The sequence below is a fragment of the Helcococcus bovis genome (genome assembly GCF_046035835.1).
GTDB classification, from domain to species: domain Bacteria; phylum Bacillota; class Clostridia; order Tissierellales; family Peptoniphilaceae; genus Helcococcus; species Helcococcus bovis.
The window spans coordinates 1-18,028 of the sequence record NZ_JBFNGB010000008.1 but is presented as its reverse complement, the minus strand read 5'-3'; the positions used below and the strand labels follow the sequence as shown (position 1 = coordinate 18,028).

General features: G+C 28.7%; 16 protein-coding genes and 2 pseudogenes. 16 read left to right on the top strand and 2 right to left on the bottom strand.

Annotated elements, in window-relative coordinates; all coding sequences use genetic code 11:
• Positions 1–18 precede the first annotated feature (18 nt).
• The 10 genes and pseudogenes from ABGF48_RS03700 to mobC (ABGF48_RS03655) all read left to right on the top strand — a co-directional run.
• A complete protein-coding gene (locus ABGF48_RS03700; protein ID WP_408104997.1) occupies positions 19–483 on the top strand; it encodes a tRNA (cytidine(34)-2'-O)-methyltransferase in 465 nt (154 codons plus the stop codon).
• A 12-nt stretch (positions 484–495) separates the two neighbouring features.
• Positions 496–1,434, top strand: a complete 939-nt coding sequence (gene trxB / locus ABGF48_RS03695; RefSeq protein WP_408104996.1) for a thioredoxin-disulfide reductase — start codon at positions 496–498, stop codon at positions 1,432–1,434.
• Between the two features lie 485 nt (positions 1,435–1,919).
• Positions 1,920–3,191, top strand: a complete 1,272-nt coding sequence (locus ABGF48_RS03690) for an alpha-L-fucosidase (RefSeq protein ID WP_408104995.1) — start codon at positions 1,920–1,922, stop codon at positions 3,189–3,191.
• 125 nt (positions 3,192–3,316) lie between these two features.
• A complete protein-coding gene (gene gap, locus ABGF48_RS03685; protein ID WP_408104994.1) occupies positions 3,317–4,315 on the top strand; it encodes a type I glyceraldehyde-3-phosphate dehydrogenase in 999 nt (332 codons plus the stop codon).
• Positions 4,316–4,368: 53 nt separating this feature from the next.
• Positions 4,369–5,556, top strand: coding sequence for a phosphoglycerate kinase (locus tag ABGF48_RS03680; RefSeq protein WP_408104993.1), 1,188 nt, complete (start codon positions 4,369–4,371; stop codon positions 5,554–5,556).
• Between the two features lie 12 nt (positions 5,557–5,568).
• Entirely contained in the window at positions 5,569–6,315 is a 747-nt protein-coding gene (tpiA, locus tag ABGF48_RS03675) for a triose-phosphate isomerase (protein ID WP_408104992.1), read from the top strand.
• Positions 6,316–6,424: 109 nt separating this feature from the next.
• Entirely contained in the window at positions 6,425–7,708 is a 1,284-nt protein-coding gene (gene eno / locus ABGF48_RS03670; protein ID WP_408104991.1) for a phosphopyruvate hydratase, read from the top strand.
• Between the two features lie 32 nt (positions 7,709–7,740).
• Positions 7,741–8,739 (top strand): type I glyceraldehyde-3-phosphate dehydrogenase, encoded by a 999-nt coding sequence (gene gap / locus ABGF48_RS03665; protein ID WP_408104990.1) that lies wholly within the window; start codon positions 7,741–7,743, stop codon positions 8,737–8,739.
• Between the two features lie 119 nt (positions 8,740–8,858).
• Complete coding sequence (gene guaA / locus ABGF48_RS03660; RefSeq protein ID WP_408104989.1) at positions 8,859–10,394, top strand: glutamine-hydrolyzing GMP synthase; 1,536 nt, start codon at positions 8,859–8,861, stop codon at positions 10,392–10,394.
• 193 nt (positions 10,395–10,587) lie between these two features.
• A pseudogene (gene mobC, locus ABGF48_RS03655) lies at positions 10,588–10,781 on the top strand (plasmid mobilization relaxosome protein MobC); the annotation flags it as partial.
• 247 nt (positions 10,782–11,028) lie between these two features.
• Here the strand turns inward: mobC (ABGF48_RS03655) and ABGF48_RS03650 are convergent.
• Positions 11,029–11,466 carry a MarR family winged helix-turn-helix transcriptional regulator gene (locus ABGF48_RS03650; RefSeq protein WP_408104988.1) on the bottom strand — a complete coding sequence of 146 codons (438 nt, stop codon included), beginning with the start codon at positions 11,464–11,466 and terminating at the stop codon, positions 11,029–11,031.
• Positions 11,463–12,008: a glutathione peroxidase gene (locus ABGF48_RS03645; protein ID WP_408104987.1), complete on the bottom strand. Its 546-nt coding sequence runs from the start codon at positions 12,006–12,008 to the stop codon at positions 11,463–11,465. Before ABGF48_RS03645 ends, ABGF48_RS03650 begins: the two co-directional genes overlap by 4 nt.
• 1,463 nt (positions 12,009–13,471) lie before the next feature.
• On the opposite strand from ABGF48_RS03645, the gene ABGF48_RS03640 reads away from it, so the two are divergent.
• The 6 genes and pseudogenes from ABGF48_RS03640 (at position 13,472) to ABGF48_RS03615 (ending at position 17,598) form a co-directional block, all read left to right on the top strand.
• On the top strand, positions 13,472–13,675 hold the full coding sequence (locus tag ABGF48_RS03640) for a helix-turn-helix transcriptional regulator (protein ID WP_006908593.1): 204 nt from the start codon (positions 13,472–13,474) through the stop codon (positions 13,673–13,675).
• A 459-nt stretch (positions 13,676–14,134) separates the two neighbouring features.
• On the top strand, positions 14,135–14,551 hold the full coding sequence (locus ABGF48_RS03635) for a histidine kinase (protein ID WP_408104986.1): 417 nt from the start codon (positions 14,135–14,137) through the stop codon (positions 14,549–14,551).
• 176 nt (positions 14,552–14,727) lie between these two features.
• Positions 14,728–14,976, top strand: a pseudogene (gene mobC, locus ABGF48_RS03630) (plasmid mobilization relaxosome protein MobC); the annotation flags it as partial.
• Positions 14,951–15,919 carry an ATP-binding protein gene (locus ABGF48_RS03625; RefSeq protein WP_408104985.1) on the top strand — a complete coding sequence of 323 codons (969 nt, stop codon included), beginning with the start codon at positions 14,951–14,953 and terminating at the stop codon, positions 15,917–15,919. The pseudogene mobC (ABGF48_RS03630) and the gene ABGF48_RS03625, both read left to right, overlap by 26 nt.
• A 607-nt stretch (positions 15,920–16,526) precedes the next feature.
• Positions 16,527–17,162, top strand: a complete 636-nt coding sequence (locus tag ABGF48_RS03620) for a hypothetical protein (protein ID WP_408104984.1) — start codon at positions 16,527–16,529, stop codon at positions 17,160–17,162.
• A 91-nt stretch (positions 17,163–17,253) separates the two neighbouring features.
• Positions 17,254–17,598 carry a hypothetical protein gene (locus tag ABGF48_RS03615; RefSeq protein ID WP_408104983.1) on the top strand — a complete coding sequence of 115 codons (345 nt, stop codon included), beginning with the start codon at positions 17,254–17,256 and terminating at the stop codon, positions 17,596–17,598.
• The last annotated feature ends 430 nt before the right edge of the window (positions 17,599–18,028 follow it).

Sequence of the window (18,028 nt, the reverse complement as noted above, 5' to 3'; positions counted from 1 at the left end):
TAAAATAAAAGAGGGAATATGTTAAATATAGTATTATTTGAACCTGAAATAGCTGGTAACACTGCTAACATAGGGCGTACATGCTATCTTACAAAAACTAGATTGCATTTAATTAGACCTTTAGGTTTTTCTCTAAACGATAAAATGATGAGAAGAGCAGGGCTAGATTACTGGGAACATGTAGACGTTGTAATGCATGATAGTTTTGAAGATTTTATGGAATATAAAGGTAATTCCAGAGTATTTTTAGCTACAACGCATGCAACTAAATTCCATACAGATGTAGAATATCAGGATGGAGACTATATAATGTTTGGTAGTGAATCTAAAGGTGTTTATGAATATATTCATAATGCTTTAGTGGATAATGGTATAAAAATACCTATGAGAGAAGATAGTGATAGATCATTAAATTTGTGTAACTCAGCTAATATAGTTTTATATGAAGCGTTTAGACAATTAGGATTTGAACATATGAATTAAAAAGGAGTAAATATGGAAAATATTAAATATGATGTAATAATTTTAGGTGCTGGTCCAGCAGGTTTAACTGCTGGAGTATATGCAGCAAGAGCAGGTTTAAAAACAGCAATTATTGAAAAAGGACAAACTGGTGGACAAATTTCATTAACACTTGATGTAGATAATTATCCTGGTGTTGTAAAAACATCAGGACCAGAATTAACAGATAAAATGCTAGAACAAGCAAAAAGTTTTGGTGCTGAAAAAATTTCAGATGAAATTAAAGAAATTTCATTAGATGGAGATAAAAAAATATTAAAATCAAGCACAAAGACATATGAGGCAAAAGCGTTAATTTATGCAACAGGAGCAAATCCTCGTAAATTGAACGTGCCTGGTGAGCAAGAATATGTAGGTAAAGGTGTAGCTTACTGTGCAACATGTGATGGAGCATTCTATCAAGGCTCAGATATTTATGTAGTTGGTGGTGGAGATGCAGCTGTTGAAGAAGCAATATTCTTAACAAAATTTGGTAAAAGAATTATAGTGTTAAATAGAAGTGGTGAATTAAAAGCTGCTAATTCGATTCAACAAAAAGCATATGCAAATGATAAAATTGAAATAAGACATCATGAAGAAGTTGTTGAAGTAATTGGAGATAAATTTGTTAAATCTATTAAAATTAAAAATAATCAATCTGGAGAAGAAAGAGTTGTAACAGCTAATGATGGTGATCCAGATATTGGTTTATTTATCTTTGCAGGGTATTTACCAAACACAGATTTACTAGAAGGTGTTGTTGAACTTGAAAGAGGTTATGTAAAAGCTGGAGAAGACACAAAAACAAGTGTACCAGGAATCTTTGCAGCAGGAGATGTAAGAGCAAAAACAGTAAGACAAGTTGTTACTGCTGCAGCTGATGGAGCTGTTGCTGCGATAGCTGCTGAAAAATATATTGAATCAATGGAATAGGTATATACTTTATAGTTAATAACTTAATAAATATTATAAAAATGTAAAAGATACTGAGGGATTTTCTTAAGTATCTTTTTTATTTGTGGGATAATAATAATTATAACCATCACATTAGCGGGTGATTATGATCTATATGTTAATTAAATTTGGTCGATATGGATGAAATTATGTGAAAGTTTATTTTCATCAACATGGGTTTTGATGATAAATATGGAAGAAAACAGCAAAATCTCAAATTTTTCCATATATTTTTACTTACACAATACGGTAGTAAATAATAAAATCTCAAATTCTTCCATATATTCTTGCAAAATCAATATGGAAGAAAATTGTAAAACTAAAATTTCTTCCATATATTTGCATTTGCAGAGATTAATATTCAAGAATTCTTAAAATTTTATTTATTTTTAATTTAAGATTAAAAAATATTTACAAATACAAAAACATTTTTGATATAATACATTTGAATAAATGGGGGTAGTATGGAAAAATATTTAGGACCTGTGCCAAATGAGGCACAAATAAAGTATCATGAAGAAGAAATGTCTTGTTTTATGCATTTTGGTATGAATACATTTACTGAAGTTGAATGGGGAAACGGAAAAGAGAACTTATCAAATTTCAAATTAGAGAGTTTTGATTTTGATGGATATGTAAAATTCATAAAGGAAATGGGATTTAAGCGATTGATATTTACTGCAAAACATCACGATGGATTTTGTATGTTTGATACAAAATATTCAGAGCATAAAATTACAAATACATCATATGGAAAAGATTTTTTTGAAGAATTATCAAAAGCTTGTACTAAGTATGATATGAATATGGGATGCTATTTGTCTCCGTGGGATGTTCATGAAGAAACATATGGAACTGGAGAACCATATAATGAATATTATTTAAATCAACTAAAAGAAATATGTGAAAGTCCAAAATATGGAAATAATGGGAAATTTGTTGAATGGTGGTTTGATAATGCGAAGGATCCAAATTATAAAGATCAAGTTTATACATTTGATAAATGGATTGAAGCTGTTAAATCAAATAATCCTAATATTTTAATGTTTGGAGTAGGTTCAAAAGGAGGAATCCATTGGTTAGGAAATGAAATGGGATATGCACCCGAGGAAAATTCTCCAAAGTTAAAAATTAGAGAAAGTTTTGATTTGGATTTCTATAATGAATTTAAATCAAAAGATGGACATGATGAAACATATGTATGGAGTGTTCCAGAAGCTGATACATGTACCACAAGCGGATGGTTTTCACATCCGAAAGAAAAAATAAAATCAGTAGATGAGTTATTTAATATCTATTTAAAGTCAATTGGTAGAGGTGCAGTTTTATTATTGAATATTGCTCCAAATAAAGATGGAAAAATTGATGAAAAAATAAAACAAAATGTTAGAAAATTTGTTGATAGAATTCATAATGAATTTTTAAATGAATTATCTAATAAATTAGAAATAATTGAAGATTCAAAAAATGATGGAAAAGAAATTTTAATTAACATTAATAATCTTAAAGAAATAGATTTAAGATATTTGATATTACAAGAAGATATAAAATACGGATCAAGATTTATTGAAGGATTTGTCTATATAAACGATGAAAGGGTTAATATAAATTCAATAGGGTATAAAAGAATTATAGAATTACGAAATTCTAAAATTGAAGGTAAAAAAATACATAATATCAAAGTATATTTTAAAGGAGAAAGTGAATTGAAAATTAAGCCTATTAAAATTTATTAAAAGCTTTGTTATTTTTTTATAAAATTTAAGTAAATTTTAATTATATATCTTGATGAAATTTTTCACATGCTGTATACTTATTATGTAGAGAGATGATAAAATCTCAAAAATATCAAGGAGGACAAATGAAAGTAGCAATAAGCGGATTCGGAAGAATCGGTAGAGACGTAGCAAGAGTTCTATTAGAAGAAGGTAGAGAAGGCGTTGAATTAGTAGCAATTAACGATACTGGTGATAAAGCAACTTCAGCTAAATTATTTAAATACGATTCTTTATACGGAAAATTCTCAAAATCAATTGAATTAACAGATAAAGGTATAAAATTTGGAGATCAAGAAGTAACATTTTTATCAGAAAGAAATCCAGAAAATTTACCATGGGGAGAATTAGGTGTTGATTTAGTTATAGACTCAACAGGTGCTTTCAACTCACACGCAGGTGCATCAAGACACTTACAAGGTGGAGCAAAGAAAGTTTTATTAACAGCTCCAGCAAAAGATGCAGACAAGACAATCGTAATGGGTGTTAACCATAATGAATATGATCCAGAAAAACATGTTATTGTATCAAACGCATCATGTACAACAAACTGTTTAGCACCATTAACAAAAGTATTATTAGAAGAATTTGGAATTGAAAAAGGATTAATGACAACAGTTCACTCTTATACAGGTGATCAAAATATTCATGATAATAAACATAAAGATATAAGGAGAGCAAGAGCAGCAGCTTTATCTCAAATTCCAACAACAACAGGAGCAGCACAAGCTGTAAGTTTAGTACTACCACAAGTTGAAGGAAAATTAACAGGTTTAGCAATTCGTGTACCAACCCCAACAGTTTCTTTAGTTGACTTAACAGTTCAATTATCAAAAGAAGCATCAGTTGAAGAAATCAATGCAGCATTTAAAAAACATGCTGAAGGTGATTTAAAAGGTATCTTAGGATATGCTGAAGATGAATTAGTATCAATTGATTATCAAGGAGATAATAGATCATCAATTTTTGATCCATATTTAACATATGCAATAGGTGATTTAGTAAAAGTTATTTCATGGTATGATAATGAATGGGGTTACTCAAATAGAGTTGCTGATTTAGCACAATTAATGGCTACAAAATAGTTGATAAAATTAGCCCAGTTATTCTTGCTGGGCTAAATTATTATGGAGGAAAGATGAAAAAAACATTAAAAGATTTAGATGTACAAGGTAAGAAAGTTTTAGTTAGAGTTGATTTTAACGTACCTTTTTCAAAAGAAGATGCAACACAAATTACTGACGATTCAAGAATCGTTGCAGCATTACCAACAATAGAATATTTATTAGAAAATAATGCTAAAGTAATTTTAATGAGCCATTTAGGAAGACCTAAAGGTGAACCAAAACCAGAATTTTCTTTAGCACCAGTTGCTAAAAGATTAGGAGAATTACTACATAAAGATGTTAAATTCTTAGATTCAGATGTAGTTGTTGATGATAGTGTTAAAGCGGCGGTAGCAGAATTAAAAGAAGGAGAAGTTGCTTTATTACAAAATACAAGATATAGAAAAGAAGAAACAAAAAATGAAGAAGGATTTGCAAAAGAATTAGCTTCATTAGCAGATTTGTATGTAAATGACGCATTTGGTACATCACATAGAGCACACGCTTCAAACGTTGGTGTTTCATCATTATTACCATCAGCTTTAGGATTTTTAGTTCAAAAAGAAGTAGAAATCATGGGTAAAGCTGTTACAACACCAGAAAAACCATTTGTAGCAATTTTAGGTGGAGCAAAAGTTTCAGATAAAATTGGAGTAATTGAAAACTTATTAACAAAAGTTGATAAGATTATCATCGGTGGTGGTATGGCTTATACATTCTTAAAAACACAAGGAATAGAAATTGGTAAGTCATTATTAGAAGAAGACAAATTAGAATTAGCACAAGAATTATTAAATAGAGCAAAAGAAAATGGTGTAGAAATTTTACTACCTGTTGATTTTGTTGTATCTAATTCATTTGGAAAAGATGCTCCTGCTACAGTTGTGACAGAAATTTCACCAGATGTTGAATCATTAGATGTAGGACCAAAAACTGTTGAACTATTTGTAAAAGCATTAGAAGGTGCAAAGACAGTTGTATGGAATGGACCTATGGGCGTATTTGAATTTCCACAATTTGCAAATGGTACAAATGCTATAGCTAAGGCATTAGCAGATTCAGATGCAATAACAATTGTTGGTGGAGGAGATTCAGCTTTAGCAGTTGAAAGAGCTGGATATAAAGATAAAATCACTCATGTATCAACAGGTGGTGGTGCAAGCTTAGAATTATTAGAAGGTAAAGTATTACCTGGTATTGATGCTGTAGAAGATAAATAATAAGGAGAAATAATGAGAAAGCCAATTATTGCTGGTAACTGGAAAATGAATAAATCATATTCCGAAGCAAAAGTTTTACTAGAAGAAATTAAAAGTTTTGATTTAAATAAAGAAGTAGAAGCAGTAGTTTGTCCTCCGTTTATAAATTTAGCATTAGCTAAAGAATTATTAAAAGATACTAACGTTGAAGTTGGTGCACAAAATGCTCATTTTGAAACATCAGGTGCATTTACAGGTGAAGTATCACCAGTATTCTTAAAAGATTTAGGAGTGAAATATGTTATTTTAGGACACTCAGAAAGAAGAGAATATTTTGGGGAATCTGACGAATTAATTAATAAAAAAGTTAAATCAATGTTAGAAAATGGATTATTACCAATTTTATGCTGTGGTGAAACACTAGAAGAAAGAGAAAGTGGAAAAGCACAAGATAAAGTTAAAGTTCAATTAGAAGCAGATTTAAAAGGATTATCAGTAGAAGATTTTGATAATGTAGTTATTGCTTACGAACCAATTTGGGCAATTGGTACAGGAAAAACAGCATCAGCTGATGATGCAGAAGAAATGTGTGCATATATTAGATCTTTAGTAAAAGATTTATTCGGTGATGCTGCTGCAGAAAAAGTTAGAATCCAATATGGTGGTTCTGTAAAACCTTCAAATGTAAAAGAAATTATGTCAAAAGCAAATATTGACGGTGCATTAGTAGGTGGAGCAAGTTTAGAAGCAGAAAGTTTTTCAAAATTAGTAAATTTTTAATAAAAATTTAATTAAAAATGTGACAATATCATTTTAAAGTGATAAAATAAATAGGTAATAAATTTTAACAATTTATAATAAATTTAATAAATATTAAATGGAGGGTAACATGGGTTACATTACAGACGTATATGCAAGACAAGTTTTGGATTCAAGAGGAAATCCAACAGTTGAAGTAGAAGTTTTCACAGATCAAGGTGGTTTTGGTAGAGCTTTAGTTCCATCAGGAGCATCAACAGGTGCTTTTGAAGCAGTTGAATTAAGAGATGGTGAAAAAGATAACTACATGGGTAAAAGTGTTTTAACAGCAGTAGAAAATGTTAATACAGAAATCGCAGAAGAAGTTATCGGTTTAGACGTATTTGATCAAGTAGGAATTGATAGATTAATGATCGAATTAGACGGAACAGATAATAAAGGTAGATTAGGAGCTAACGCAATCTTAGGTGTATCTATGGCTGTTGCTAGAGCTGCTGCTGATGAATTAGGAGTGCCTTTATATAACTACGTTGGTGGATTTAACGCAAAGCAATTACCAGTTCCAATGATGAATATCTTAAATGGTGGGGAACACGCAGATAACAATGTTGATATTCAAGAATTTATGGTTATGCCAGTTGGTGCAGAATCATTCTCAGAAGCATTAAAGATGGGTGCAGAAATTTTCCACAACTTAAGAAAAGTATTACATGACAAAGGTCATAATACAGCAGTTGGTGATGAAGGTGGATTTGCTCCAAACTTAGCATCAAATGAAGAAGCTTTATCAACAATCGTTGAAGCTATTGAATTAGCGGGTTACAAACCAGGTGAACAAGTAAGAATCGCTTTAGACGTTGCTTCATCAGAAATGTATGAAGATGGAAAATACAATCTAAAAGGTGAAGGTGTTGTAAAAACAAGAGAAGAAATGGTAGCTTGGTATGAAGAATTAGTAAACAAATACCCAATCATTTCAATCGAAGACGGTTTAGATGAAGAAGACTGGGAAGGTTGGAAGTTATTAACAGAAAGACTAGGAAAGAAAATCCAATTAGTTGGTGATGACTTATTCGTAACAAATACAAAGAGATTATCAAAAGGTATTGAAAACGGAGTAGCGAACTCAATCTTAGTTAAAGTAAATCAAATCGGTACATTAACAGAAACTTTAGATGCTGTACAAATGGCAAATAGAGCAGGATATACAGCAGTTATGTCACACAGATCAGGTGAAACAGAAGATACAACAATCGCTGACTTAGCTGTAGCATTAAACACAGGTCAAATTAAGACAGGTGCTCCATCAAGAACAGATAGAGTTGCTAAATACAATCAATTATTAAGAATTGAAGATGAATTATTTGATACAGCAGAATTCAAAGGTTTAGATTCATTCTTTAACTTAAAATAGTAAAATTTTTGCAAAATAAGGAGATTTATATTATGACAATGAAAGTAGCAATTAACGGTTTTGGACGTATTGGTAGATTAGCATTAAGAAGAATTTTAGAAAGTGATACAAACTTGGAAGTTGTAGCAATCAACGATTTAACAGATAACGATGATTTAGCATATTTATTAAAATATGATACAGCTCAAGGAAGATTCCCATACTCAGTAGAAGTGCAAAATGATGACTTAGTAGTTGACGGAAAAGCTATCAAATCATACGCAGAAAAAGATGCTAATAATTTACCATGGGGTGAATTAGGAATCGATATCGTATTAGAATGTACAGGTTTCTACGTATCAAAAGAAAAATCACAAGCTCACTTAAACGCAGGTGCAAAGAGAGTATTAATCTCAGCTCCAGCTAAAGGTGACTTAAAAACAGTTGTATTTGGTGTAAACCACGAAATTTTAGAAGCAGATGATTTAATCGTATCAGCAGCTTCATGTACAACAAACTGTTTAGCACCAATGGTAAACGTATTAGACAAAGAATTTGGTGTTGATAGAGCATTAATGTCAACAATTCACGCTTACACAGCAACACAAGGTACACAAGATGCACCAGGTGGAAGAAAATCAAGAGCAGCAGCTCAAAACATTATTCCTGCTACAACAGGTGCTGCAAAAGCAGTAGGTAAAGTAATTCCTTCAGTAAATGGAAGAATTGACGGTACAGCATTAAGAGTTCCTGTAATAACAGGTTCAGTTGTTGAATTATACTCAGTATTAAACAAAGAAGTTACAGTAGAAGAAGTAAACTCAGCAATGAAGAAATATGCTAACGATGCATTCTTATACAACACAGACGAAATCGTTTCATCAGACATCATTGGTGTTCCAGCAGGATCAATCTTTGATGCATCACAAACAAACTTAATGGTTGGTGAAAATGGTGAACAATTAGTTAAAACAGTTGCATGGTATGATAATGAATATGGTTTCACAGGAAACATGATTAGAACATTAGAATACATGACAAGCTTAAAATAGTCTTACATTAATATTTATTTGTAAATTAAAAAAGGGTTAGTTTTTCTAACCCTTTTTATTTTACAAAGCACTAAAAATTATAGTATTATTATATTAATAATTTAAGATATGGAGGATTGATGGAAGTACAAGAAAAAATATTAATTTTGGACTTTGGTGGCCAGTATAAGCAGTTGATAGCTCGTCGTGTTCGTGAAGCTAATGTTTATTGTGAAGTTCATGATTTTGAAATGACAATTGAAGAAATTAAAGCATATAATCCTAAGGGAATTATATTTACAGGTGGACCAAATTCTGTGTATGAAGAAGGGTCACCTCAATTAAATAGAGAAATTTTTGAATTGGGAGTGCCAATTTTAGGAATTTGTTATGGTTGTCAATTAATGATGCACTCATTGGGTGGCGAAGTAATTCGTGCTGAAAGAGAGTATGGAGAAGCTATCTTAAATATTTCAAAAGATTCAAAGCTATTTAAAGATGTTAAGGAAACATCTACAGTTTGGATGAGTCATACAGATAGAGTTGAACATTTAGCACAAGGATTTGAAATAATCGGATCAACAAAGGATTGTAAGGCTGCATCTTTACATAATGAATCAAAATCACTTTATGGAGTTCAATTCCATCCAGAAGTATTTCATTCAGAAGAAGGCTATAAGATTATTAAAAACTTCCTATTTGAAGTGTGTCAATGCTCCGGTGATTGGAAAATGGATGAATTTTCAAAAGTTGCCATTAAAGAATTAAGAAATAGAATTGGAGATAAAAAAGTTCTATTGGCTTTAAGTGGAGGTGTTGATTCATCAGTTGTTGCTGCAATGTTAAGTAAAGCAATCGGAAACCAATTAACATGTATTTTCGTTGATCACGGTCTATTGAGAAAAGATGAAGGGGACAAAGTTGAAGAAATCTTTACAAAAGGATTTGACTTAAACTTTATTCGTGTAAATGCTCAACAAAGATATTATGAAAAGTTAAAAGGTGTAACAGATCCTGAGAAGAAGAGAAAAATTATTGGGGAAGAATTTATTCGTATCTTTGAAGAAGAAGCAAAAAAACTTGGTGCAGTTGACTATCTTGCACAAGGAACAATCTACGCCGATGTAATTGAAAGTGGTACAAAAAATGCTCAAACGATCAAATCACATCATAATGTAGGTGGATTGCCAGAAAATATCGAGTTCAAAGAATTAGTAGAGCCTCTAAGAGACTTATTCAAAGACGAAGTGCGTTCTGTTGGACGTGAATTAGGCTTACCAGAAGAACTAGTAAGCAGACAGCCATTCCCAGGACCAGGACTTGGCGTACGTATTTTAGGCGAAGTTACAGAAGAAAAAGTAAAAATCCTTCAAGAAGCAGATTACATCTATCGTGAAGAATTAAGAAAAGCAGGAGTAGACAAAAACTTAGGTCAATATTTCGCCGCTCTTACAAATATGAAGAGTGTTGGTGTAATGGGTGACGAACGTACCTACGACTACGCAGTAGCTCTAAGAGCAGTAAACACGACAGACTTCATGACAGCCGACACAGCAATCATACCTTGGGATGTTCTAATAAAAGTTACAAATAGAATTGTAAATGAAGTAGAGCACGTAAACAGAGTACTGTACGATTGCACGGGGAAACCACCTGCAACTATTGAGTTTGAGTAGTAGAAAAATTTTCTAAAATGGCTTAATTACAAGCTATAAAGAGAATAAAAAATGGCTACGGATACTCAAATGGTACTGGAAGTAAAAAAGAATAAATTGAATAATAGTTCCAAGTGGTTTACATGAGGACAAAAAATGAGACCGTAGTTTCAAGCTGCGGTCTTTTTGTCTACATATTATGAGGATTAATTTATTTAGATATTTCCAATGGCTACTTTCAAATACAACAAACAATATAAATCAGATTGCAAAGGCAACTAATACCACTGGTGTTATTTACAAAAATGAAATCGAATCAATGAATAAACAAATAGAAAAATTATCAAAGAGATATGGGATATACATTCCATACTTCTTAATAAATCAAAAGAAAGTTCTACTGATTAGTATGGTAATTACAAAAATACATCCTATAAAATAAACTCTAAATTTTCATGAAAAATTGACAGTTTATCATAGTTGTGTAAAATTAAGTAAAACTCAAATTCTAGAGGAGTTGATAAACATTGATAAATAAAAAATGTATCAACCCTTACACTTTTAGGAGGATTAAGGTTGATACACAAAATTATTTACAGACCCAAATAATACCTTATAATTTATATATTTTTCTACTCATAATCCTATACATAATTCACTTTTCTTTTGAAGGCTCAAAATTAATGATTTCATATAGGATATTATAAAGTTCTTCTGTATTTACATTTTTTAATCCCAAATTGCAAATAACTTTATCCGGGATTTCATATGCTCTTTTTTTTAATTCCTTGCCTTTTGTCGTTAAAAATATTTCTACTACCCTATCATCCTCCTCCTTTCTTTTTCTATTAATTAAGCCCTTATCTATAATTTTTTTGATTGTAGGCGTGACTGTTCCATTATCTAAGTGAAGAAGTTTACATATATCTCCAATTGTTTGCCCATCTTTTTCCCACAAAACTAACATAATTAAATATTGAGTATATGTCAAATCTAGTGGTTTAAGAAACGGCGTATATGCAGATATTACTTTTCTGCTTGCTGCATATAGTGGAAAACACAATTGATTTTCTAATTTAAGATTATCAATCATAATAATGATTCAACTGCTTTTGCAACTTCATGCATGCTTTCAGTTGGTTCAAAACGAGAAACTACATTTCCATCACGATCTACTAAAAACTTTGTAAAATTCCATTTTATATCTGGATTATTTTTATAATCTTTATCAATCTTTTTTAACATTACAGACATCATCAATGCTTTTGGTCCTTTTCCAAATCCAGAAAATCCTTTTTGGCTTTTTAAATACTCAAATAATGGTAAAGCATTATCACCATTTACATTGGATTTAGTCATTTGTGGGAACTTTGTATGATAATTTAGCGTACAAAAATTAGTTATTTCTTCATCAGTTCCAGGTGTTTGACCTGCAAATTGATTACAAGGGATATCTATTATTTCAAATCCTTGGTCGCGATATTTTTCAAATATTTCTTCTAATTCTTTATATTGAGGAGTAAACCCGCAACCTGTTGCTGTGTTTACTATCAATAATACTTTTCCTTTGAATTGATTTAAAGAAATATCTTCACCCTTTTGGGTTTTAACGCTATAATTATAAATTTCTGTCATATTAATCCTCCTTAAAAATTAATTTAAATATCAATTGCTTAATTAAAAACAATTAGACTATTTTTTCATCTTGATTGTATTATATCACATTTTTATATTTGGCAAAAGTATATTTGACAAAATATATTTTTTTTTTTTTGTAATTATTTTTGAATTCTCTTTACTCTTCTCAGACTATATGTGCTCTTTTGTTTTTGATATCTTAATAATTTTGTTGCTAATATAATAGATAATGAAGATTCTACAAGAGAAATTAGACTAAGCACTCCGATATGCCGTAGAGCAAGATGCCTAAAAATATCCATTTCAATACTTAGATAGGTCATTAAGAATATTTGTCTAGCAAAATGTAGAATATTTTGTACAGCTAAGAAAAACCTTACTAAGGATGTGAAAACCGCTAAGAATGTTACAGCACCCAGATATTTTAAGTTTATGCAGAGTGCTAAAAATACAAGAATTACCGATATTAAAAAGAGGTTGATTAATCCAATATATTCTGTAAACTAACTTAGTATAAAATACAAATTTAAGGATTTCATAAGGAAGATAAGCTTCTGTAAAAATTTAATAGATAGTTTTTACCATAAAAGTAATCATATTATCCGGTACTGGGACTAGGACGGGACTAAAAATCTGAAAACGTCTCATAATTAGGTGGATTTAGTGATAATCTAAAAATAGAACCTAGTATTTTGAATGATTTGAGATATATTGTACTTTTGGAAAAGAAGAATGGGAATAGTCGCAAAAAAATTAAAAGCTTTGTAAAATCAACAGTTACAGAAGATAGAAAACTGTAACTGGGATTAAAATGGGAACATTTGTTAAAAAAGAATAAATTGAATAATAGTTCCAAGTGGTTTACATTTGGAAAAAAATTAGACCGTAGTTTAAAGCTATGGTCTTTTTAATACATACAAACATAAAAATTTAAACCTCAAACAAACTTTATAAATAGTCTGGTAATTCTATTGTGGTAGATGTTTTAATGTCTATTGTAAAAAAGTAAGTAAAACGATTTGACAAAAAAAATGATATCATGGTACTATAAATGTAACAATGGTGCTATAAATGTAACCATACATAATTGTAAGAGGATAAGAGTGTTATGTTATACTTTAATTTTCAAAGGTATAAAAATGGAGATACGTTGATCCTATATTTAGTAGTTGAGGTTTAGATTTTATAAATTAGGAAAAGAAATATGAATATAAAAATTTTGAAGTATATTTTGATAATTGCATCTATAATAACCATATTCGTAGGATATAATGCCTTTAAAAAGCATATACCCATGTATGTAGCGATTATATGTGTGTTTGTTTGTGCAATATTATCGTTAGATTATTTCTTCAACAAAAAAAAGCATGTAAATATGAATATAAGAAGACCGTATCGTATATATTAAAGTCATTGTTATGTGATTAATTTGCATTATAAACATATATGGAAGTGATTATATGGAAGTAGTAATTGAAAATAGAATAGCAGAATTTAGAAAAGAACTTGGATTATCGCAACATAAACTAGCTAAAGCTGTTGGTATGAAAAGAAGGTCAATAATGGCTTATGAAAATAATACAATAAGCCCAACTCTGGAAACTGCATACAAAATATGCAAGGTATTAAATAAAGATATTAAAGAAGTATTTATATTTAAGTAGAAGTGCGATTAAGTTATATTAGTCCATCTTATTTGATTATAGATAAGATAGTTAAAATAAAGGTAGGATAATTTTAATTAATAAGGATGGATAGTTGGAAACGTGATGAATCAGAAGTCACTTTTAATATATATTTTAATGATAGTTTCTAGTGTAGGGTATTACTTGCTAAAAGCTAGGAATGATAAGTTTATTTATGTATGGGTTGTTATTTTTGTCATTGCTACAATTCTCCAGTCTATAATTAATAATAGGATATTTAAGAAAGTAAAACAAAATTAGTTTATATGGATATAATATTTGTCCTATGGGTAATTTTTATACCAAGAATTTACTTACCTTACGGTTTATCTCGTTTGATTATGGCAATTATAGCAACAGTATACGCTTGTATCGTTTCAAGTAAAAAGACATATTTGTTAAAAGGTAGAAAGGAAAAATATTTTAGTAGGTGATAATATGGGACTTTTATTTAATGATAACAATGAAATAAATGAAAAAATAAAAAATGAATTTGGGAATTTAGATAATCACTTGTTAGCAATTAAGCATAATGATTTAAAAACAGGTCTTGCTAAGTTGATAGCTAGTAATATTTTTTATACTTTGGATTCAAATAGAACTTTTATCTTATATTTTTCAAATAAAGGAATTCACGAAGTGGAAATAAGTAATTCTTTAAAAAGAGATTTCTTATTTATGCCATGGAATGAAGTTAGTTCTTTTGATATCGAAGTTAAAAATAATAAAGCCATCATAGAATTAGTTCATATTGGAAAAAAAATAGGATATGAAATTCCTTTTAATGGAAAAATTTTTGGCGCTAACAAGGATAATTTCAAAAAATTAGAAGACAAAGAATGGAATAAAATTTAAGTAATTTAGTTGATAATAATCAATCTTAGTTATGATGAATAAAAACTACTAAGAATCTAGGGATAGATTTTTAGTAGTTTTTTATTTTCGAAAATAACAATTGTAAAAGTAAGGGAGAAATGTAAGGATAATAGAATAAGAAAAAAACAACTTAAAATATATTTATCAGATGAAGAAAAAAAATTTATATTGTAGACCTAGAAGCATTTAGAAATCTCCAATCGTTAATTTCAAATGCAATAAATAACATAAACCAGATTGCAAAAGCTACTAATACAACTGGTATTATTTACAATAAAGATATAGATTATATGAGAGAAAAAATAGAGAAATTGTCAAAAGAAATATGGATTTTCTTCTACAGGATGCACAATAAGAATAGGAACAACCTGCAAAGAGATGACACCCGAGCAGATAAAAATTAGGTATGAGAAAAAGTTCATAGATAATGAATACATGCTTAAGAAAAGGTCAAAATCATATGATTTATCCTTTAGAGAACTTAAGATATATTATTCTGAAAAAAATTACCATTTAGAAGATAAGTCTTTTGAGACAAATTTAAATTTAAGGAATGAAGCCGGAGAATATAATTTACTTGCAGAATTATTATCTGATAAAAACAATATTCCCTTTATTTTTGTGAAATTTCAAGGAGAAAATAAGTCTTCTATATCTGAAAGAAGTGATTATGGTTATGGATGTATTTTAACAACATATGGAAAAATAAAAAACAGATTACAGGCTGAAAATATATGTATATCTGATACGACAGTCAGACCAAGAAAAGATACATATTTATTTGATTATGATTGTGTTAATGAGGCTATTTTAAATGCTTTAGTTCATAACGACTGGACAATTACAGAGCCTCAGATTTCAATGTTTAATAACAGACTTGAAATTCTTTCTCATGGTGGACTTCCTAATGGAATGACAAAAGAACAATTCTTTGAAGGAATAAGTAAACCTAGAAATGCTACATTGATGAGAATATTTTTAAATATGCGACTTACAGAACATACAGGGCATGGTATTCCAACGATTGTAGAAAAATATGGAAAAGATGTTTTTCAAATTGAAAGTAACTATATTAGATGCACGATTCCTTTTGATAAAGAAGTAATTGATCAAACAGACAATAAAAATGTCGGTTTGAATGTCGGTTTGAATGTCGCTTTAAATAAGACGGAAAAGAAAGTGATAGAACTTTTGATAGAAAATCCAAGTATGACATCAGTTGAGCTTGCAGAAATGGTAGGAGTAACTAAGAGGACTATTGAAAGAGCTTTTAAATCTTTGCAAGAAAAGAAGATGATTGAAAGAATTGGCTCAAAACGAGATGGGAATTGGATTGTGGTGAGATAAATGATAATATTATTAAAAAAGTTTGATATAAAGAGCTAGTATAAAATATTAATATCTGTGCTTGCAAAATGAATGCAAAAAATCGGATAAACATAAATAAATCAGATAATAAGACTAAATCCGACTACTAAAACCTTGATTTTATGCCATTTATATAAAACGACATCAATGGACATATTGAGTTTGAGTAGTATAGAGTGGATTAAAGTTCTAATTTACTAAAAATTTCTATAAAACTTAAATATAAAATGCATCTTTAACATTAATTTGTGCTATTTTTACTTATAAAATTATGAAAAGTCACATGTAAGAAAATGGATGCATTTTTATTTTAACATAAAAAAATAATCTATTTTTATTATAAACAGTTATTTATAACTGAAAAATAAATTCTATAAATATAGTAGTAATAAATGTTTAATGACAGGAAATAAGATGTAATCATTAAAAAATAAAATTATAGGACGTAATATTTGCTGGATGATAAACTTGTAAATGTTGTAATATGTTGATGAAATTTTTTGTTTTAATGTTATTTTGTTCAAAACAAAAAAATAATAATTTGAAACGAAAATACAAATAATTAAGATACAAAAGGAAATTATGTATGGAACCATTTAATAAAAAAATAAATGAAGATGAAGCTATAAAATGCTTAAAAGAATATGATTCTAGATATAAAAATTTAGTAAAATCAGAACGTCCAGACTTTATTTCTGAAGAAGATAGCATTGGAGTAGAGCTTACACTTGTAGAATTTGATAATTTTATTGATAGCTTTAAGTATAAAAATAAAACTTTGATAGAATATGCTAGAATGAATAAAAAAATTATACCTAATAAAAAGAAAGAATTTAAAATTATTGATGAAATAATATATAATAATTATTCAGCTGATAATATAGATGATATAAATATTTTTATTGACAGTTATTATTATAAAAAAGGTAATGATTTATTGAAAATAGAATCTATTGAACAGTATAAAAAATTAGATCCAAACACTAATCTATACTTAAAGTCATTATTTCCTGATGAAAGATATATTAATGGTCAAAGAATTATTTGCCATTTGCCTTGTACATTTTGGTCAGGACAAATAGTAGATAAATATTTAAGAGCTGTAAATGTAAAAAATAATAAGTTTGAAAATTATAAAAAATTTGATGAAAATTCATTACTTTTAATTAACTACACTACGGGATTAGAAGAAAATATAGAATTTGAAGAAAAAATAAAATAATGAACATATTAATTTAGATTAAATTGAAGATATTTATGATTATATAGAGCTTTCTAGTGAACAAGAATCACCAGATGAAGTTTACAAAATATTGAAAAAAGTAGAAAAACTAGATCCAAATAATTTAGATGTTAAAGTAATATTAGCTGGATTTTCATGTGAAAATGGTATAAAGTATGTAAATAAACTTGAAAAAATTGTTGAAAAATACTTAATTAGAAAGAACGAAATCAAAAATGAATATAATTATGACTTTGATTTTGAAGATAGATCACTTGTAAGATGTTATTTTACTATTCTTCAAGAATACTCAAATCTTGGAGTTATGAATAAAGTTATAGAAATTTCTAAAAAAATAATGAAACTTGATTTAATGGATAGAACAGAATCAAGATATAATCTTTTAATGGCTTATTTATATTATGAAATGGAATGAGAAGCTATTGAATTATATAAAAAATATAGTGGAAAATATGATTGTTATATGACATTCTTAATGGCTATTTTATATTTCAGATTATTTGATATTAAAAAATCAAAAAAAAATACTTAAAAAATTTATTTTCATTGAATTCAGATGCAAGTCAATTCTTTCAAATGCTTGATATGACGAAATTACAACATTATATGAATAATTTGATGGTATTAGTTTTATTCCAGGTACAATACAAGAAATGTTGATGATTTACAATTAACCATGGATTAGATATGCATTGAATGAGAATTTTGTTGATTTTGCAGTAGATTATTTAACCGATTTAGAGTATAAACAATTAGAAAAAGATATGTAATCTTTATAAACTATTACATATTTATATTTAATTATAATAATGAGATTAAGCAGATTTTTATCTGCTTTTTTTATT